This is a genomic window from Streptomyces sp. NPDC048278 (assembly GCF_040652195.1).
Taxonomy (GTDB): Bacteria; Actinomycetota; Actinomycetes; order Streptomycetales; family Streptomycetaceae; genus Streptomyces.
Genome location: NZ_JBEZLP010000037.1, coordinates 1 through 20,590, shown reverse-complemented (window position 1 = coordinate 20,590; position 20,590 = coordinate 1). Strand labels below are relative to the sequence as shown.

The window sequence follows — 20,590 nt, the reverse complement described above, 5'->3', positions numbered from 1 at the left end:
TCGCAGGGAGTGTCAGTAGTGTGCACCCCGTCAACTCCATACGTCCATGTCACCCCCTGCTTTCCCACGCTCCCCCCAGCCGTCCCCCACCGTTCCGCGACGCTCCCCACCCGGCACGCCGCGCCGCGTGCCCCCGCTTCCGATGTCCAGGAGACGTGAGCCCCGGTATGACCGACACTTCCGTGACCGGCCTGTGCCATCTGACCGTCCGTGCCCCGCGCCGCACCGTCGACCTCGCCGTGCCGTCGGACGTGCCGGTCGCCGATCTGCTGCCCACGGTGCTGCGGTACGCCGGTGAGGACATCGAGGAGCACGGTCTCGAACACGACGGCTGGATACTCCAGCGCCTGGGCGGACGGCCGCTGGACGAGGAGGCGACGCTGGCCTCGCTCGGGCTGACCGACGGCGAGGCACTCCATCTGCGGCCCCGTACCGAGGCGTTGCCCGAGGTGCGGCTCGACGACCTGGTGGACGGGATCGCGGCGGTCACCCGGGACCGGCTGCACGGCTGGAGCCCGGAGGCGGCGCGGCGGCTGCTGCGCGGCCTGGTGGCGGTGGCGGTGCTGGCCGGTCTGGTCCTGCTGGCCCTGCCGGGCGCCCCGGTGTCGCTGCGGGTGGCCACCGCCTGCGGCACCGGCCTGCTGCTGCTGGCCGGGGCGGCCTCGGCGAGCCGGGCGGTGGACGACCCGGCCACCGGCACCGTCCTGGGCCTGCTGGCCTCACCCGCGCTGGCGCTCGTGGGCTGGCTGCTGCCGGGCGGCGAGCTGACCGGGCCGCAGGCCCACCAGGTGCTGGGGGCACGGCTGCTGGGCGCGGCGGCGGCCTGGGCCGGTGCCGCGGTGCTGGCCCTGGCCGCCGCCGCGGCGCGCACCCCGCTGTTCCTGGCGTCGGCGCTGGTGGCGCTGGCGGCGGCCCTGGGAGGCGTGCTGATGACGGTGTTCGACGTGCGCCCGGCGGGCGCGGCGGGTGTGGTCGCGGCCCTGACGGTGCTGGTGGGCGGTCTGGTGCCCGCACTGTCGTTCCGGTTCGCGGGGATGCGGATGCCGGCGTTGCCCACCAACGCCGAGCAGTTGCAGGAGGGCATCGAGCCGTACCGGGGCAACGACGTCGCCGCCCGCACCGAGCTGGCCGGCGAGTGGATGACGGCGCTGTACGGCGCGACGGGCGTGCTGGCGTCGGCCTGCCTGGTGGCGCTGGCCCACCGGCCGAACCTGCCGGCGCTGCTGAGCGCGCTGGTCCTGTCGCTGCTGCTGCTCCTGCACGGGCGGGGCCTGGTGAACACGGCCCAGCGGCTGGTGCTGGTGCTGCCCGGCGCGTGGGGCCTGCTGCTGCTGGCGTTCGGCCGGGGACTCGAGCTGTCCGGCAGCGACCGGGCGCTCCTGGTGGCGGGGCTGCTCGCGGTGGCGGGCGCGCTGACGGTGGCGGTGTGGACGGTACCGGGACGGCGCATGGTGCCGTACTGGGGACGGGCCGCGGAGCTGCTGCACTCGCTGCTGGCGATCGCGCTGCTGCCGCTGACGCTCTGGCTGCTGGGCGTGTTCGGCACCCTCCGCGGCCTCTTCGGCTGAGCCGCCGTCAGAACCCCACCGACAAGAAGTACGACGACCCAGCCGGGAGGAAAGCGTGCGGTCGAAGCGCGATCAGGTGCAGGCACACACGTTCATGATGGGCCGCCTGACCTCGGGCATGCTGCTGGCCGACCCGGACGCACCGGAGAGCCCGCTGGGGCGTACCACCAGGGGCGCGCTGGTCGGCGTGGTCGTCGGCGCGCTGGTCTGCGGCGGAGCGCTGGTGTACGGGCTGGTCAGGCCGGGCGGCAACGACGCCTGGAAGAGCGGCGACACCCTGATCGTCAACAAGGAGACGGGCGCCCGCTACCTGTACAGCGGCGGTCGGCTGCGCCCGGTGCGCAACTACGCGTCGGCCGTCCTGATCGGCGGTTCGGACCTGAAGACCACGTCGGTCGGCACGGCGTCGCTCGCGGGTACCCCGGTCGGCAAGCCGGTCGGCATCACCGGCGCCCCGGACACCCTGCCGGGCTCCGGTGACCTGGAGTCGGCGCCGTGGCAGGTGTGCTCGACGGGCTCCGGTGCGCAGACGACGCTCGTGCCGGGTGCTCCGGTGGCGACGGATCCGCTGGGCACGGAGGCGGGGCTGGTGGTGCGCGGCCCGGACCGGCGGCTGTACCTGGTGTGGCAGGGCAGCCGCCTGGAACTGGACGGGAAGTCGGGCGCGGCGGAGTCCCTCGGCTACGGGCCGGTGACGCCCCGCCCGGTGTCGGCGGCCTTCCTGGACGCCCTGGTGACCGGCCCGAAGCTGGCCGCCCCGGAGGTCGAGGGCCGCGGGGCGGCGGGGCCCGCGCTGGGCGGCCGGGCGACCCGGGTCGGGCAGGTGTTCCGGGTGGTGGCGGGCTCCGGGAACCAGGAGTACGTGCTGCAGAAGGACGGCCTGCACCCGCTGACGGCCACCCGGTCGGCGCTGCTGCTCGGCGACCCCGACACCCGCAAGGAGGCGTACGGCGGGACGGCGCCCACGGTCGCCACCGTCGACGTCTCCGACCTGCGGGCGCATCAGGCGCCGGGGACGGCGGGGGACCCGTCGGTGCCGGGGCTGCCGGACACTCCGCCGCGCGCGGTCCGGCCGGCGTCGGGGGAGTCGGTGTGCGCCCAGGTCGACCCGGACGACGGGCAGGTGCGGGTGACGTCGGTGCGGGTGCCGGAGTCCGCGCTGTCCCCGGCGGCGCAGGCGGACACGACGGCGCTGACCGCGGCGTGCGTGCGGGTGGACCGGGTGGTGATGCGGCCGGGACACGGCACGCTGGTACGGGCGCTGGGCGCGGCCGGTGCGACGGTCGGCGACACCACGTTCCTGGTGGACGACGACGGGGTGAAGTACCGGATCCCGGACGCGAACGCGCTCTCCGCCCTCGGCTACGACGGTGCGACCCCGGTGCGGGTGCCGTCCACGCTGCTGTCGATGCTGCCGACCGGACCGGAGCTGAACCCGCGGGCAGCCGCGTCGGAGCCGGTCCCCGGGGCGGCCCAGGCGCCGGGCGCGACGGCACAGTGCGGCGGCGGAACCGCACCCGGGACCGGCGGAACCGCAGCCGGAACCGGCGGAACCGCAGCCGGGACCGGCGGGATCCAGGGGCCGGCCTCGGCCTTCGGGACGGGCACCGGCTCGCAATCTTGACGAGTTCACGCCTAACCGAGCCGGGTTCAGGCCAATTCGCGCGGGATGTCGAACCGTTGCGCACCGGAGGATCGTGTTCCAGTCAAGTTGCCTGACAGTTAAAGCCTTTGATCTGAAACGGACACCAACCTCAGATCTTCCTCAGGTCGTTGTCAGTACAACTTCCGTCAACCTAGGCTCACTTGCACGCGTACTTGTAGATCGACTTACGAAAGGTGGGACGATGGCGGGAGACGGCCAGCAGTCAAGCGAAGGTTCGACACGGAACGGAATCCAGGCCCTGGAGAGCGCCTTCAGCGGCATCGTGAAGATCCGTCAGGACGTCGACAGCACGCGTTCCACCCTGGGCAGCGGCTACCAGGGCAGCGACGGCGGTCAGTACGGCGAGCTGCTCTCGCAGTGGGACGGCCAGTGCAACGTCATCCTCAAGAACCTTGAAGACGTCATCGACCGGCTGAACCAGAGCCTCGTGGAACACAACAAGACCCAGGGTTCCTCGAACGACTCCATCAACCAGGCTTACAACGCGGCGCAGTCGGCCTTCGACCAACTGGCCGGCTGAGCGACGCCCCGCATCGACACGTCCGACCCCCACATCGCGTGAAAGAGGCAAGCCGTGGCAGACAACCTGACCGACGGTTACATCTACGTCAGCTACAACCACATGTCGAACGCCGCCGACGACATGGTGATGCAGACCAAGGCGATCGCGCAGACCCTGTCCAACCTTGAGCAGGAACTCAGCGAACTCTCCAAGACCTGGTACGGCAACGACGCCGACGTCTACCGCCAGAAGCAGGCGGCCTGGGACGGTGCGGTGACGAACATGGAGAACCTGCTCACCTCGCACGCGCAGCTCCTCAGCGACATCTCGGACAGCTACAAGTACAGCGAGAACTCGCTCAGCCAGATGTGGTCCGAGGTCACCATCGGCCGCTGAGCCGACCGGTCCCACCGCACCGCAGTCCCACCGCACCGCACCGGCCGGTCCTCCCCGTGGCCGGTGCGGTACAGGCATCTTCCCGTACCGTCGCCGCGCCGCCCCCGGACCGGCGCGTCCCGCCAGCGGAGGCACTCATGGCAGACCTGACCCATCTGGACTCGACGGCGCTGAAGAACTTCAAGAACAACGATGTCGCCGACTTCATCAGCGACCTGCTGGAGATCCGCAAGGACAAGGCGGGGATCCGGTCCCTGAAGAACCTGCTCGCGGAGACCGGCGACGACTCCGCCTCGGGCGCCGCCAAGATCCTGCGGATCGGCCTGATGAACGGCGGTGACAGCAAGGATCCGGTCGGCGGGTCCACGCTCGTGGAGGCGCTCAAGACGCAGGCGGGCGGCCTGGACAAGATCCTCAAGGGGCAGAAGACCCTCTTCGACGACATCGACGACGCGCTGGACGAGACGATCACCACCCTGCTGAAGACGCAGGGCGACAGTCTCACCTCGATCGACGGCGAGAAGCTGCTGGACATCTTCGACACCGTCGACGGCGACATGAGCGGCACCGACTCCAACGACTCCTGAGGCCGGTACGCGGCCCGCCGGCTCCCGCTGAGCCCCGGTCCGCTCGCCCCGGACCCCCCATCCCGTCCCCGCCCCCTCATCCCCAGCAGCGGAGTTCCGCCCATGGCCGACAGCACCAGCACCTCCGGAACCCCCAGCTACGACCCGGACGACTACTTCGCCCAGGCTGTCACCGACTTCACCGGCTACACGATCCCGCCGCGGTCCACCCTGTTCGACAAACTCAGCAGCTCGAACAACGACGACTTCTCCGACCTCAAGCTGTTCCGGATGGACATCCAGGGCATCGGCATGCGGGCGGTGACCGCGGCCGACTACTCGGCGCTCTCCGGCTGGCAGGTCAACAAGGGCGAGGACTACGACCTGGCCTTCTACGACGCGGGCGGGGACGGCGCGCACAGCAGTGTGGAGATGAAGAAGGCCCGGATCGTGATGATCGGCGTCACGGTCGACGAGAACGGCCGTGCCACGCTCTGGAGCGGCGGCGAGATCACCGGCGGCGGCGCGTTCGAGGGGTCGTACTCGCACGTCCAGTGGGACTCCGGGCCGATGGCGCAGTACATCTCCGGCAGCAAGCTGGTCCTCGACCAGTTGCTGACGAGTCCGTCGTACTCGACCAAGGGCTTCTCGTACAGCGGGCTGTCGGTCACCGACGACAACGCCGTCGACATGCTCTCCTTCGAGTCCACCGGGCAGTCCTTCGACCGGGTGGTGCAGTTCTTCAAGGACCACTCGGACATCGTGAACCAGTGGATGACCTCGCTCGGCGAGGACCAGTCGGCCTGGAAGGGGAAGGCGGCCAGCCTCTTCTGGCATCTGCTGGACGAGCTGAAGACCAACTACGACGGCTACGTCTCCCAGTTGGGCGGTCGCGACTTCACGGCGACCAACAGCACACTCGGCGGCTATGTCCCGAAGTCGAAGCTGAGCGACGCGCTGGCGGCGGCACAGCAGGCGCTGAAGGACGCGGTCACCGCCCTGCAGACCGCGTGGACCAACTGGGCCTCGGACGGCCAGCACGACCCGCACTACCACGTCAAGAAGATCCTCGACGCGATCAGCCAGTGGATCATCAACAACAACATCAACCACGTGCTGGAGGAGACCTCCAGCGCCGGTGAGAGCACCGTCACGACCTACTCCACCGACGCCGGGTTCAAGCAGTCCGTCCCCGACTACGGCGACCTCACCCAGCACACCACCTGGCAGAAGATCGCCGACGCCGCCGTCAAGAGCTGGTCCGACAACGCGGACTCCAAGCTCAAGGAGCCGGCCATCGACGCGCTCAGCGCCGTGAAGAACGCCTGGGCGGACGTGCAGGACGCCTTCGACGACGAGATCACCAACAAGAACAAGGAAACGCTCGCCGAGGTCCTCCAGAAGGAGGAGAACGAGATCGCCGAGGAGGAGGCGAAGGAGAACAACGACAAGCTCAACGAGAACCTGAACAACCTCAACAACAATCTCAACGACAACCTCGACAACCTGAACGACAACCTCAACAACCTCGGCAACAACTTCAACAATCTCAACGACGGCCTCAACGACAGCCTGAACAACCTGAACGACGGGCTGAACGACAATCTCAACAACCTCGGGAACAACTTCAACAGCCTCAACGACGGCCTGAACAACAGCCTCAACAACATCGGCGACGGCCTGGATTCGAGTCTCAACAACCTCAACGACGGGCTCAACAACAGCCTCAACAACGTCGGCGACGGACTCAACGACCTCAACGCCAACGACCTGGCGAACGCCGCACTGACGAGCCTCAACCCGTCGCTCCTCAACAACGACCCCACGAAGAACGGCTCGACGTCGCTGAACTCCCCGACCGGGGGCACCACCCAGCTCAACGGCGACGGCACCCTCACCACCACGTTCCCGGACGGCTCCACCCAGACCATCGACCCGTCGACCGGCCTGGTCACCACCACGTCACCCGACGGCACCACCTCGGTCTCCCAGCTCAACCCGGGCAGCACCCTCACCAACCCGGACGGCTCCACCACCACCCTGAACCCGGACGGCACGCTGACCACGAAGTTCCCGGACGGCACGAGCCAGACCATCGACCCCGCCACCGGCCAGGTCAGCACCCTCAACCCGGACGGCAGCCTGAGCACGTCCACGCTCAACCCGACCGCGGGCTCCTTCACCACGCCGGACGGGTCCACCGCCCAGCTCAACGCGGACGGCTCGGTGACCACCCACTTCCCGGACGGCTCCACCGAGACCCTCAACCCGGACACCGGCCAGGTCTCCGTCACCGACCCCTCGGGCCACGTCACCACCACGCACCTCAACGCGGGTGACTCCTTCACCAACCCGGACGGCTCGACCACCACCCTGAACCCGGACGGGACCCTCACCACGAAGTTCCCCGACGGCTCCGTCCAGACCCTCGACCCGGACACCGGGCAGCTCACCACCACCGACCCGTCCGGGCACACGACCACCACGGACATCGACGGCAGCGGCCTGCCGTCGTCCTCGACCGACACCAGCGGCCTCAACAGCAGCGGGCTGAACACGAGCGGCCTCGACACGAGCGGCCTGAACAGCAGCGGTCTCAACACCAGTGGCCTGGACACGAGCGGGCTCAACAGCGGCGGGCTGAGCAGCGGCGGACTGAACACCTCGGGCGGCCTGGACACCGGTCTCGACAGCGGCTACGACGACTACGACAGCACCCCCTACACCGGCGGGGCGCTGCGCTCCGACGCCCTCACCGACGGGACCGCACTCGCCGCCTCCACGGGCACGCAGAGTGCGTCCGGCGGGACCCCGCTCAACCCGATGGGGATGGGCGGCATGGGCGGCATGGGCGGCGGCATGGGCGGCGCCGGCGGGCAGGGCGGCAACAGCGAGCGCACCCGCGCCGTACTCACCGACCCGGCGGGCGGCGCCACCCGGCGCGGCCGGGGCAACCGGGCGACCACGTCCGTCGACGAGGACGAGGACGTCGTGTACACCCGGCCGACCACGTCCAGCGCCCCGTACCCGGTGGGCGGGCCCGGCGCCACGGGCCAGAACGGCCGCTCCACGGAGAGCGGCGACCGCACCCGGGAGGCGTGGCTCACCGAGGACGAGGACGTCTGGGGCACGGACGAGGGCGGATCGCCCGCGGTGATCGGCCGCTGAGGCCGCACCGGCGCAGAAGGGCGGCCGGGACCGGCCGGGATCGGGAGAGTGTGGGAGGCGCGGAGTGGACAGCGAGTCGATAGAACAGCGGTTGGCCAAGGCCATGGCCGAACTGGAGGCCACCGAGACCGCGGTGGCCCGCGCGGAGGGTGAACTCGCCCACGCGGAGAGCACGGTGCGCTCGGCGGACCGCGCGGTCGAGGTGACCGTGACCGCGCAGGGCGACCTCACCGCGCTCACCTTCCTGGACGACAAGTACCGCACGATGCCCGCCGGTCAGCTCGCCGCGAGCGTGCTGGAGGCGGTGCAGGAGGCACGGGCCCGCATGGCCCGGCACGTCATGGCGACCTTCGCGCCCTTCACCGAAGCACGACCCGAGGCCCCCGAACTCACCGGCTTCGACGTGGACTGGAACAAGATCTTCGGGCCCGGTGTGCTGGAGGGCCCGAAGAGCGCCCGTCGTCGCGGAGCCGGCCGGCTCCGCGACGAGATCAGCGAGGACCCGGAGGACTGAGGAGACGATGTCGGAGAACGCCTACTACGCCAGCCCCGAGGGGCTCGCCTCCGGTACCCGCCAGATCGAGCAGATCAGCCGGCTGGTCACGGACATGGTCAACGAGTTCATCACCGACGTGTCCGCCACCTCGCACTGGCCCGGACACGACGACAGCTACGCCCAGCAGATGCTGCCGCAGGAGAAGCAGCAGCGGCTGAGCGCCATCAAGACCGGCACCTCCCTTTCCGAGGCGGTCGTCGGCGTCGGGGACGGCACGCTCGCCAACCTGAAGAGCGTGCTGGGCACCCAGAGCGGGGTGCTCGGCGCCATCCACGACTCCAGCATCAACACGGGCGACACCAACGGTGGTTCGCACGGTGGAAAGCACTGACGCAGCGGATCGAGCCCGATGTCCATCCAGGTGTCGCCCCAGCTGAACAACCTGTTGTTCGTGCTGATCGGCGAGAAGATGCTCCAGGCCGACGAGGACATGGCCTACGCCAACGGCAAGCCGTACGAGCGGCTGGGCCGGCGTGTCCGCGACCTCTCGGACCTGATCGAGCAGACCGCCGGGGGAGTCGGGCGTTCGCTGCCGCCGAGGGTCGGGAACAACTACGTGCGCGCGATGCACCTGTTCCTCGACAGCGGCGGCGTCAACTACCTCAAGGACTTCGCCGACCAGCTCGACGACCTGGCCAAGTCCCGCACCAAGTCCTCCATGGACATCATGGAGGCCAAGTGGCAGATCATTGCCGAGCTGATCCGGCTGCTCATCGAACTGGCCATCATCGCGGCCCTGTCGATCTTCACCGGAGGTTCCGCCTCCAGCCAGGCCGCCGTGGCGAAGGCCCGCAGCCGGGTCGCCATTCTCACGCTGCTGGAATGGCTGATGAAGCGCACGCATCTGCTGCCGAGCCTCACCGAGGCGATCGAGGAGGCCTTCACGACCTTCGCGGTACGCCTGGCCATGATGCTGGGTGCGCCCAAGGGCCGCCGTCCGGGCGGGTTCGACTGGTCGCAGATCGTGCAGGACGGTGTCTTCGGCGCCTTCACGGGCCTGTTCCACGGCGCCCTCTCGGACCTCGCGAAGAACCTGAAGAAGAACTTCAAGAACATCCTGAACGGCCCCAACCCGTTCAAGAACATCAAGACCGACGGCAACAAGTTCAACCACAAGTTCGACAACACGTACACCAACGGCAAGCCGAACCCGAACCCGAAGCCGAACCCGAAGACCACGCCGACCCCGACGCCGAACTCCAAGATCACACCCACGCCGACTCCGACTCCGACCCCGACTCCGACGCCCACCCCGAAGACCAGCCTGGGCGACAGGGCGAAGCACGAGATCGGCGAGGACATCGAGCACTTCCTCACCGAGGGCGGCGCGGAGGCGCTCGGCGAACTGGCCACGGCGTCCGTCTTCGGCTTCCCGGTCGACCCACTGACGACCTTCCTGGGCGGCGGCCTCAGCTCGGTGAGCGAACGTCACCTGGGGCAGGGGGCAAGCGCCTTCGGAAGCAAGTTCAACATCAACCAGCCACCGGCCGTGAACACCCTCGGCACCGCGGACACTCCGGGCGACGCCGACTCCCCGTCGAACGGCCCGTCCCGCTCCTCCGGCACCGACGACAGCTCCACCGCCTCCGGACCCGGTCCCGTCAACACGGTTGGAAGCAGCCGCGGTTCCGGCGACGGCGGCGACGTACAGAGTGGTGTGCGGAACAACGGGCAGAACGACGTACAGAGCGATGTACAGAGCGACGTACAGAACGACAGAGGGAACGACGCGCAGGCCGACGGGGGCGACGACCTCGGGACCGACATCCCCCGGACAACAGCCCCGCACACCGCACCCGGCGGGACGACCACGACCGGCGGGGGCAACGCGCAGTCCACCGCGGCCACGAAGACGCCGGCACACGGTGACACCGACGGCGACGCGCAGACCCAGCCCCCGGAACAGACCTCGCACGAGGACTCCGGGAGCACCACGGCGACCCCGCCTCCGTCCACCAGCACGGCCACTCCGCCCTCGACGGCCACCGGCACGCCCCCCGCCGGCTCCGGTGCCCCGGCCCCCGTGCGCACCGTGCAGCAGGAGCCGCACGGTTCCGGTACCGGTGACGTCGAGAACACTGCCGGTACCGACGCCGACGGCGCGCAGACCGGCACCCCGTCGGACCCGGCGGCTCCCGTGCCTGCCACGCCCGTCCCGACTCCGGGCGCCGACACCACCGTCGTACCGCAGGGCACCACGGGCGGCGGCACCCCGACCCCGGGCGGAACGGCCACGGGCAGCCCGGCCCCCGGCTCCGGCACGAACCCGGCCGCCGGCGGGAGCCCGCGCACCACGGGACCGGGGCGCCCCGAGGGCACCGACACCACCCGCACCGACGCCACGAACCCCAACGGCACCGACGCTGCGAACCTCACCGGCACGGAGGGTACGGACACCACCGGCACGCCGGGCAACGACACCGCGCCCCTCCCTGCGTCCGGCGCGTCCGAAACATCCGGCACCTCCGGCACAACCGGCACGTTCGGCGACACGGACCCCGGTGCCGGTCTGCCGACGCCGGTACCCACCAGCGGCAGCGCTCAGGCACCGGCCGTTTCGGCGCCTGACCCGGCGCCGGCCGCTGCCCCGCTCTCCGACACCGGCTCCGCCACGTCGGCCCCGGCGCCCGTCCGTACCTCCTCGGACCCGTCGACCGGACCGGCTCCCGACACCCGGCCGACGCCGGACACCCGCCCCACACCGGCCACCGATGCGACTCCCGTCACGGGAGCGCCCCCCGACACGCGCGTGACTCCCGCGCCCGTCGTGCTCACCCCGTCCGCCGCACCCCCGGCCGCGCCGGAGCCCGGCACGCTCACGGATGCGCGGAGTGCGGTGACGCCCTCGGAGCGCAGCCACACCTGGGTCGACCCGGTTTCCCGGCCCGTCGGGCCGGACGGCAACCACACCCAGTACGTGGTGCGGTCCGCTTTCGCCGTACGGCGGTTCACCCACGGCGGCGAGCCGGTCACCGACCTCACCGTCACCTACCGGCTCACCGGCAGCCCCCACCTCGGGCCGCAGGCCGACGGGGTCCACCAGCGACTGACCGACGGAGTGGCCCGGGTCTTCAACACCGGCGGCCACCGGCTGCCCGACGGGAGTCTGCTGCACGTCACGGTCGTACCGGCCGCCCCCGGCGAACCGGCCCACCTCGACGTCACCCTCACCGACCCGGCGGACGGGGTGCCGACCACCCACCACTCCTGGCCGGCCGACATCTCCGACTCCGACCTGGCCCACGAGATCGGCCACCAGCTCGGACTGCGCGACGAGAGCGGCCTCGACCCGGCCGCCCCGCAGCGCGGCGGCACGAACAGCCTGATGGGGGACCACACTCCGGTCACGACGTCGTCCACGGCCACGGTGACGGAGTCCGGCCCCGGCCCGGACCCGGCGTACGAGCCGGGCGGGCTGCGGCCCCGTCATCTCGCGCTGATGGGCGCCCTGATCGGCGCCCCGGAGGACGACAGCCGCGCCACCGGCGGCGGCAGGCGCGGTACGGTGCCGCCGACCGCGGCCACGGGCGACCCGGGCGCGGACCCGCCCGCCCCCGCGGTCCCCACTCCGCCGGTCCCGCCGGTCCCGCCGGTCCCGGTGGTCACCACGTCCACGCCCGCGCCCGCCTCCGGCACCAGCGACGTGCCGCCGCCCGCGGAAACGGATCCGGCGGTCACAGATCCGCCGGTCACGGACTCGCACGACACCGCCGTCCCCGTCGTGGTGCCCGCCCTCACGGTGACCTCGTCGGACGGCGACACCGTCTCCCTGCCCGACCCGGCGGCCGACGGCGGTCACCGCACCTCCTACCTCGGCGGCTATGGGCGACGGCACGACGGCCAGGTGGGTCTGGTGCACGTGGAGCCGATCGCGCCCGACGTGGTCGACGGGGTCCACCGGCAGGTGCTCGCCGCACTGGGCAGACCCGCGCCGCGCCCGGACGACCCCGTACTGGCACAGCTGCGGGACGTGCTGTCGGCGGAGCAGATGGCCATGAACCTGCCGTATCTGCGCAGCCTGGGCGGCCATCGGATCACCCTGCGGGTGAACGGTGCCGACCGGACCGTGGACGTACGGCTGACCCTCGACGACGCGCGGCCGTCCGCACGGCAGGGCACGCTCGACACGAGCGACCCCGACAAGCACGTGGAGCGGCGCGGACAGGGCACCCGGGAGATCGTCTCCGCACAGCCGTCCGGCACGTTCTCCACCATCCCGGTGCCGTGGACCGGTTCGATACCGATCGGGGCGGCGGGCCCGGTCCGCGGGGTGGACCTGGCGCTGTCCGCGACGCTCACGCACAACCAGGCGGACGGCTCGGCCACGGTCACCCAGGTCGTGCAGACCACCAGCGCGCAGCGCAGCAACGAGCCGTCCCGCGCCTACGACTTCACCGGCACCTGGCAGGTCCGCACGGACACGCCCGCTCCCACGCCGGCCCCCGCTCCTGACGGCACTCCTGACGGCACTCCGGCCCCCGACTGGCGTCCGCCCGCGCAGCACGGGCCGGTCACCGTCTGGTTCCCGCAGCACCTGGTGGACGCCGACGCCGACCCCGCGCAACAGCTGCCCGGCCCCGCCGATCTCGATGACCTGCCCGTCTACGGCGTGGACTCGGTACTGAACCCGCGCAGGCTGTACGAGGGCGCCGCGGACCACTTCCGGGCCGACCTGGACGCCACCGCGGCGGCCCAGCTCGCCGACTTCCTCGCCGAGCCGGTACTGCGGGGCACCCTGCCGATGCAGCGTGACGGCGGGCTGTACTCCCCGGTGCTCACCGACGCGAACGGCCGTGCGGTGGGCATCGTGCGGCTGGACGCGGACGTCACCCCGGTCACCCCGGTGGCCAAGAGCATCGACAAGAAGATCAACCTGGAGAGCCACCTCGTCAACACGGTCAAGAACGACCAGAACACGACGTTCAACAGCGGGGTGACCCTCGCCGGCAGCGCCGGTCCGGCCTTCACCGGCGACCACCGGCCCGGGCACCCGGACGCCTCCGGCACCGTCGGCGGAACGTTCACCGTCAAGGGCACCGCGAGCCTCGCGGCGCAGAACGCGTTCGGCACCAGCGCCGTCGCGGGCACCATGCACGCGGTCCGCACCAACCGCAGCCACCTGCTGACCGAGGCGGACGTCGCCTACACCCTCACCCTGATCCGCCCCGACGGCAGCACCTCCACCTACGCGCCCGGGACCTGGGAACACGCCCTCGACCTGCGGGTCCTCAGCGCCGAGGACGCCCGTGGCCACGCACCGACCGAGGACGAGATCCGCGCGCTGCCGCACGAACTGGCGACGCTGGAGACGATCGGGCAGTCCGCCGCACCGCTGGGCGTGGACGGCGCCGATCAGCTGTTCGACGAAGCGGAGACCTGGCTGCGGGACCAGGGGTTCCTGCCACCGCCGGCGACGGCCCCGCACCGCGGGCGGCTGCCGGACGAGACGCTGGTGCAGGCCCGGTTGAACAACCTGCGGCGGCTGCGCGAGCTGCGCTCCCAGCTCGGGCTGCGGGCCGCGACCGACTCCATGGTGGACGGCGGCCACTCGCTCTACCTGGAGATCCCCTCGGTGACGGGACGGCGCCGGGTACGGCTGGAACTGGGCGCCCACCGGGACGCGGACCGCCCGGTGGCGCACAGCAGGGTGCTGCCCGGCATCCAGGTGATGGCGCTGGCGCAGGCGACGTCCGGCGGCAGCGGCCGGCTCGGCAACTCCTACGGCCTGGGAGCCGGGTTCGGCGGCGGGCCCAGCATCCCGGTACGGGACGGCTCGTGGACCCTGAGCGGCACCGGCGACTACCAGTTCGTCGGGCAGGCCACGCTCGGCAACACGGCGGCCACCGCCGTGGGCCACGACCAGTTCTTCATCGGCACCGGGCAGGACACCGAGGAGTTCGCGGTGCCCGCCCGTCTCACTCTCGACCTGTACGAGGGTCCCGGCCAGGACCCGCTGGTGAGGTTCGGCGAGCCGTTGCCCGAGCCCCGCGCCCAGGACGATCTGGAGGCCGGTCCGCCGACCCCCCGGCCGCGAGGGGTCCCGGGCACGGTCCGGCTGGGTGTACCGCACGAGCGCACCCTGACCGCCGAGGAGCCCGCGCCGGCCGGCGAGCCGCACACCGTACGGCAGGTCACGCCCCTGGACACGGAGCGGCTGGCTCTGACGGATCCGGCCACCGGCGGACCGCACCCGGACGTGGTCCGCGTCCCGGACGACGCCCTGATCGACGTGGTGCGCGGCACGGCGGCCCTCCAGGAAGCCTTCCGCCGCATCGTCACCGGCCTCGGCACCGGCCCCGCGCCGGGCACCGCCACCACGCCCAGTACCGGTGACACCCGGCCGACCACCGAGACCCGCCCCACGGACACCGACGGGACCCCACCGGACACCCCTGCCACCCTGCCGGACCCCGCCGCGACCCCGGCGGACCCCGCTGCGACCCCGGCGGACGACCCGGAGCCCGTCCCGCCGGTGACCGCGCCCCCTCCCGCGCCGGACGCCCCCGCCCGACCGCCCGGCGGCCTCGTCGGGTTCCTGAGCAGCTCGCTGCTGGGCAACCCGCCCGCCGACACCACCACGGTGAGCGCCGAGTCCCGCACCGCGGCGCTCTCCCCGGGTTCGCTGGTCGGCCGGGGGCACCAGATCTTCGGCGGCACCTATGTGGTGGAGGGCCTGACGCTGCCCGGGCTCGGTGCCGACGGCCAGATCGCGATCGAGATCCAGGCCGTCGCCCATACGCCCCGGCTGACGCAGAGCGTGAACCAGTACCTGGAGACCGGCATCTCCGTCGCCGACTCCGCGCAGCAGCTCAAGGGCTTCGGCAAGACGCACCAGTTCGGCCTGGCCGGCTCGGCCACCCAGAACAACCCGTCGAGCTCCACGGCCACGAGCCAGCAGTCCGCTCCCGACCAGAACCAGAACCAGACCCCGGGCCAGAACCAGACCCCGGGTCAGACCCAGACCCCGGGTCAGACCCAGACCCCGGGTCAGACCCAGACCCCGGGCCAGAACCAGACCCCGGGCCGGGACGGCTCCCCGACCGCCCCTCACCCGTCCCGCTTCAACCCGTCCGGGCGCTATCAGTACGACCGCAAGACCGACAAGTCGGACACTCTCACCAGCAGCACCGCCACCAACCGGGTGCCCACCCAGTCCGGCCTCCAGCACCGGGTCACGGCCGACGTCACCTACCTGATCACCGTCCGGTCCGGACACCGCAACGTGCTCGCCAACTCCCTCGGCTTCGGACCGGCGCAGACCGTCACGCTCGCGGTGGACGTGCCGCGCGGGCTCCAGTTCCTGATGACCGAGAGCCAACTGCGCCGCGACTGGCGGTGGATGGGAGCCGTGGCCGGCCGGCCGGCCGCCCCGCCCGCGACCGGCCTGGAGAGCCCGCCGCTGCCCAGCCGGTACGTCCGGGACGGCACCCTCGGGCTGGCCACGGTCACCTCGGTCACCGAACTCTCCGGCCCGGGCACGCCGGGGACCGAGCAGCGGGGCCGACTCCACGACGAGGTACGGCAGTTGGTGGACCGGTTCGCGCCCGGCGTGACCACGCCCGGCCACGCCTCCTACCTGCCCGGTGTCGCCACGCTGATCGCCGACCACACCGGTGTCTCCGGCAAGCGGGCGCTGATCGGGCGCGGCGGCGGGCAGACCAGGTTCAGTTTCCGGCACCACCGGTTCGGCGGCGCGGCCCTGGTCGAGGTGACCCTCTCGGCACGCCCCACGAGCACCACCGCCGGCCGGGGCGGACGGCGCGGCATCGCGGTGCCCGACGACAAGTCCGGTATCGAGCAGTGGGGTTCGCACACGGCAGCGGGCCGTTCGACGTCCGACTCGGTGGGCCGGCAGCACCGCCTCACCGTCAACCCGACGGCCCGCTTCAGCCGCCCCCACACCGACGACCGCACCGACCGGCTCGGTCCGTCCGTCCACCTGGTGTCCTCCTCCAGCAAGGCCGGCAGGCGGGGCCGCACCGCCGAGGACCGCTTCTGGCTGCGCACCGACAGCGCCGCCGACTTCGACGACCTGGAATACGAGTTCGTCGCCACCGTCCGCTCCACCCTGGTGCTGGACTGGCCGCCCAACGTGGTGGGCGCGCTGGTGCAGCGCGGGTTCATCGCCTGGGACGACGCCACCCCGTCGACCCGCTCCTGGCTGAGCCGCACCCTCTCCGGTGAACTCGGCGGCCAGACCCGGGTACCCGCCCGGGCGAGCCTGCGGTTCACCGGCAGCGAGACGGACACCCCCGCCGCCGACCGGCCCCCGGTGCCGGTGTCCGTGTCCCGGGTCGACCCCCGGCAGCCGTACAACGGGCGGTCCCCGCTTCCGGACGCCGACCTGTTCCACCCGACCAGTTACGTGCCGGTGTACGGCTTCAACGCCTGGGACCAGCTGTACCAGGCTCTCGACCAGGTGACCCCGGCCACCGGACGGGGCTGGCGGGCCCAGCCGGCCGCCACCTCCGACGAGCACGCGTCGGTACGGCTGGGCGAACTCATCCAGGCCGGCACGCTCTCCCTGGACACCCCCCGTCAGGTCGGCGGCATGCTGCCGACGATGCCGGGCGCGTTCCCCCTGGAGGGCGCCCCGGACCAGCGGCCCACCCTCACCGTGTCCCTGTACCGGCCCCGGGCGGTCACCGACGGCGGCGACGTGGCCATGGACCGGCTGCGGATCACCTCGGACAGCAACAGCACGGTGTCCGGCGGGGACACCACCACCGGGCTGTCGCTGCCGTTCGTACTGAGCGCCGACGACCCCGACCGTCATCTGCTCGGCGCGAGCCCGCCGCTGCTGCAACGGCCGGTGGACGCGAGCAACTTCGGCAGCGCGGTGTCCGGCGGCCGTCGGGACTGGCTGAAGACCGGCAGCACCAGCCTGCCCGCCGAGGGCCGCGGCACCCGCAGCTACGAGGTCCGGGCCGACGTGCACATCGAGGTCTCGGGTCCCGAGGGCGTACGGCACGTCACGGGCACCGCCACCGTCCGCATCGAGGAACGCGACGCGCTCGGCCACGGCATCACCGTGCCCCGGCCGGTCCCCCGGGTGTACGACCTGCCGGCCCTGCTGGCCGCGCAGACCGGCACCGCCCCGGCGGACTGGGCGTCGACGCCGGTACGGCAGGTACCGGACGCGCTCGCGCAGGGCCTCGACCCCGACGACGACGGATACCAGTTCTGGGTGGCGACCGGCACCGACCCGGACGGCTCCCGGCTGGCCCTCGCCCTGTACGGAGTCTCCCGGGCGGCACGCGCGCAGGGGCGCCCGGCGGAGCTGGTCACCAGGGGGCCGGAGGGGCTGCGGGTCTGGTCGTTCGACCCGGACGGCACCCTCACCGGGCCTCCCGCCACGGCACCGGGCGCCACCACCGGAGACCCGGCGCTCGATCAGGCATGGGCGGACTTCGAGACCACCGCCGCCGACCTCGACCGGGCCGCGGTCGACCACGAGCAGGCGGTGGCCGACGAACACGGACTGCGGGAGCTTCGGCCGGACGCGGTGGACTCCCTGGCACAGGCGGTCACCACGCTGGAGGACGCGGAGGACACCGCCGACCGCACCGGTACCGCCGCCACCACGGCCGAGCAGGCCGCCGGCCTCGCCGAGGCGGACCTCCACGGCCTCACCGACCGGGTCTCCACTCTGACCAGGGACATCTCCGAGGCCCGTCGTACGATCGGCCCGCTCACCGACGCCGTCGCGGAGGGCGAACGCCAGGAGGTGCGGCTCAGCGCCGAGGCCAAGACCGCCCATCGCCGGCTCACCGAACTCAACGACCGCGCCACGGCCGCCGCCCGGCGGACCACCGGATCCGGCGACGCCACACCGGGCGTCCCGGTCCCGGCTCCGGCCGGCCCGAGCAGCGGTACGACGACGACCGGGACCCCGGCGGCGGACACGCCCGGGCCGGACCCCGTCACCTCGGGCACGACCACGTCGGAGACGACCGCGCCGGACGCCGTCGTGGGACCGCCGACCGGCGACGGCGCCGCCCCCGCGGTCGACCCCCGTCTCGCCCGGCAGATCGGGGAGACCACCGCCCAGGTCGACCGGCTGGACGCCCAACTCGCCGGGGTGCGGGCGGGTTTGGCGCAGGACCGCACGGCCCTGCGGAACACCGGGGCCGCCCTCGGCCGCGACGAGGCGGCCCTGGACGACGCACGGGCACAGGTGCCCGGCGCCCGCGACACCGCGGACCGCCTGCGTGCGGACGCCGACACGGCGCGCGGGCACGCCGAGGACGCGGCACTGGCCCTGGACGACGCACGCGAGTCCCGGGACCGTGCCCAGCAGCGGCTCGACGACATCGACACCGGACTCGACAACGCCCTCGGCCGCCGCGACGACGCCGCCGCCCGGCGAGCGGCGGCGGAGACCGCGCTGCCCGGCGCGGCGGGCCCGGTGCTGGCCGCCGCGCCCTCGGCGCTGCCCACCTCACGCACGACGCTGGCCGGTACCGCCCCACGCCGGCCGGGCTCGGGTCTACCCCGTACCGCGGGCCCCTCCATCGGCAACACCCCGCCGACCGGTGGCGACGACACCTCCGACAGCGGCGACGACACCGGCAGCCGGGACGGGGAATCCGACGGCGACGACCGGTCGGACGCCGACACCGAACTGACCGTGCCCGATCCGGCGGCCCTCGATCCGGCGGCCCTCGACCCGGCGGCCACCGATCCGGCGGCCACAGACCCGGCCAAGGACAGCCCGCCGGTCGACGACGACCCGGCCGGCCACAGCGGTGGTGACACGTCCGGTGATCCGGCCGGCGACACCTCGGACCAGGACACCCGCGACCAGGACACCGGCGACCAGGAGGAGACGAAGGGCACGGACGAGGGCACGGACGAGGGCACGGACAAGGGCAAGGGCCGTGCCCTGGACGAGCCGGGCACCGACCCCGCGGACCCCGCCGGGGACGACGCCAAGAGCACCCCGCCCCGGCCCGCGCCCTTCCAGGTGCGGCCGGCGCGGGGCCGGATCGTCCAGACCCGCGGCGACGGCCGGTGCCTGCTCTACACCTTCATCGGCACCGACCCGGAGCGGGTACGCGACCGCCTGCCCGGACTGCGCACCGAGGCTCCGGAGACCTACGCCTGGCTGAGCCGCCCGGATCAGGTGCGCGCAGGCCTGGCCCGGTTCGCACGCTGGGACGGGATCTCCCCGATTCCCGCGGCCGGCACCCATCTGCTGATCGCCGCGGACCGGCTCCGTACCCTCGCGGAGGACCGGCTGCTCACCGCGCGCAGCGGGCGCCCGCTGCCGCACGAGGTCGTGGGCCAGGTACGCCAGACGCTCGCGCCGTGGTTCGACCGGCGGACGGCCGCCATGGACCGGGCCACGCTCCTGGCGACCCTCCAGGAGTACGGCATCGGCGGCGTCATGGAGCCCGAGGACCTGAGCGACCTGGACACCCGCTACCGCGCCGCGTTGGCCGCCGACGGTGTGCCCGACCCCGGAAACCCCGGCGTGCGGCGGATGTTCGCGTATCTGCGGGACACCGACCGGCTGCCCGCGCTGACCGACCTGACCGACGCGCAGCTGCGTCAGCTGCTCGCTCACGGATACAGCGACAGCGACGCGCCGTTCACCGACGAGGAGCTGGCCCACGCGCTCGACGCGGTCGCGAACTGGTCGCGGTCGTGGGAGACCAACCAGGGCGAGCTGTTCCTGCCGCTTCTGGCGGACACGCTCGACGTGGCGGTGGAGGTGCTGCGCCCGAATCCGTCGACCGGACTCGGGACCGTGACCCGGGTCGGCTCGCCCGCCGCCGACCGGACGCTGGAAGTCCACTACACCGGCCTGAACCACTACAACGCCACCGACGCGGGCCCCCTCACCGATCCACCGGTCGTCACGTCGTCGAGTGCGCCGCGTCGTGCGGGGGATGTGCCGAGTGTGCGGTCGTCGGGCCGTGTGCGTCCGGTGCCGGTGCGGGACGGGCGGGCTGCGGTGCGGGTTTCCGATCCGGTGCGTCGGGGGGAGTGGTACGGGTTGCGGGGTCGGGCTCGTGCGGCGGTGCAGGCCGCGGAGCGGTTCGATCCGCACACGGATCAGAGCAGTATTCCGCCGCGTCCGGGCAGGTTGGGTGGTGCGACGACGTTGATTCGGTCGCATGTGCGCCGGATCCAGGCGCCGGACCTGCGGTGGGTGCGTGACCA

At 72.5% G+C, this 20,590-nt stretch carries 8 protein-coding genes and 1 pseudogene; all 9 read left to right on the top strand.

Features of this window, described 5'->3' with window-relative positions:
- The first annotated feature begins 167 nt into the window (after positions 1-167).
- Positions 168-1,568 carry a type VII secretion integral membrane protein EccD gene (eccD, locus tag AB0D74_RS41150; protein ID WP_362598935.1) on the top strand — a complete coding sequence of 467 codons (1,401 nt, stop codon included), beginning with the start codon at positions 168-170 and terminating at the stop codon, positions 1,566-1,568.
- Positions 1,569-1,623: 55 nt separating this feature from the next.
- Positions 1,624-3,192, top strand: a complete 1,569-nt coding sequence (gene eccB, locus AB0D74_RS41145; RefSeq protein WP_362598934.1) for a type VII secretion protein EccB — start codon at positions 1,624-1,626, stop codon at positions 3,190-3,192.
- Between the two features lie 223 nt (positions 3,193-3,415).
- Positions 3,416-3,754 carry a hypothetical protein gene (locus AB0D74_RS41140; RefSeq protein WP_362598933.1) on the top strand — a complete coding sequence of 113 codons (339 nt, stop codon included), beginning with the start codon at positions 3,416-3,418 and terminating at the stop codon, positions 3,752-3,754.
- A gap of 54 nt (positions 3,755-3,808) precedes the next feature.
- Positions 3,809-4,132 carry a WXG100 family type VII secretion target gene (locus AB0D74_RS41135; protein ID WP_362598932.1) on the top strand — a complete coding sequence of 108 codons (324 nt, stop codon included), beginning with the start codon at positions 3,809-3,811 and terminating at the stop codon, positions 4,130-4,132.
- Positions 4,133-4,269: 137 nt separating this feature from the next.
- Entirely contained in the window at positions 4,270-4,719 is a 450-nt protein-coding gene (locus AB0D74_RS41130; protein WP_362598931.1) for a type VII secretion system-associated protein, read from the top strand.
- Between the two features lie 102 nt (positions 4,720-4,821).
- Positions 4,822-7,866: an AAWKG family protein gene (locus AB0D74_RS41125; protein WP_362598930.1), complete on the top strand. Its 3,045-nt coding sequence runs from the start codon at positions 4,822-4,824 to the stop codon at positions 7,864-7,866.
- Positions 7,867-7,930: 64 nt separating this feature from the next.
- A complete protein-coding gene (locus AB0D74_RS41120) occupies positions 7,931-8,380 on the top strand; it encodes a YbaB/EbfC family nucleoid-associated protein (RefSeq protein ID WP_362598928.1) in 450 nt (149 codons plus the stop codon).
- Between the two features lie 7 nt (positions 8,381-8,387).
- Entirely contained in the window at positions 8,388-8,753 is a 366-nt protein-coding gene (locus AB0D74_RS41115) for a hypothetical protein (protein ID WP_362598926.1), read from the top strand.
- An 18-nt stretch (positions 8,754-8,771) separates the two neighbouring features.
- Positions 8,772-20,590 (top strand): annotated as a pseudogene (locus tag AB0D74_RS41110) (hypothetical protein); the annotation flags it as partial.

What these genes read in the sequence shown, in the direction of transcription:
- eccD (WP_362598935.1), top strand. Translation starts at nt 168, where the DNA reads ATGACCGACACTTCCGTGACCGGCCTGTGCCATCTGACCGTCCGTGCC.
- AB0D74_RS41130 (WP_362598931.1), top strand. Translation starts at nt 4,270, where the DNA reads ATGGCAGACCTGACCCATCTGGACTCGACGGCGCTGAAGAACTTCAAG.
- AB0D74_RS41140 (WP_362598933.1), top strand. Translation starts at nt 3,416, where the DNA reads ATGGCGGGAGACGGCCAGCAGTCAAGCGAAGGTTCGACACGGAACGGA.
- AB0D74_RS41125 (WP_362598930.1), top strand. Translation starts at nt 4,822, where the DNA reads ATGGCCGACAGCACCAGCACCTCCGGAACCCCCAGCTACGACCCGGAC.
- AB0D74_RS41115 (WP_362598926.1), top strand. Translation starts at nt 8,388, where the DNA reads ATGTCGGAGAACGCCTACTACGCCAGCCCCGAGGGGCTCGCCTCCGGT.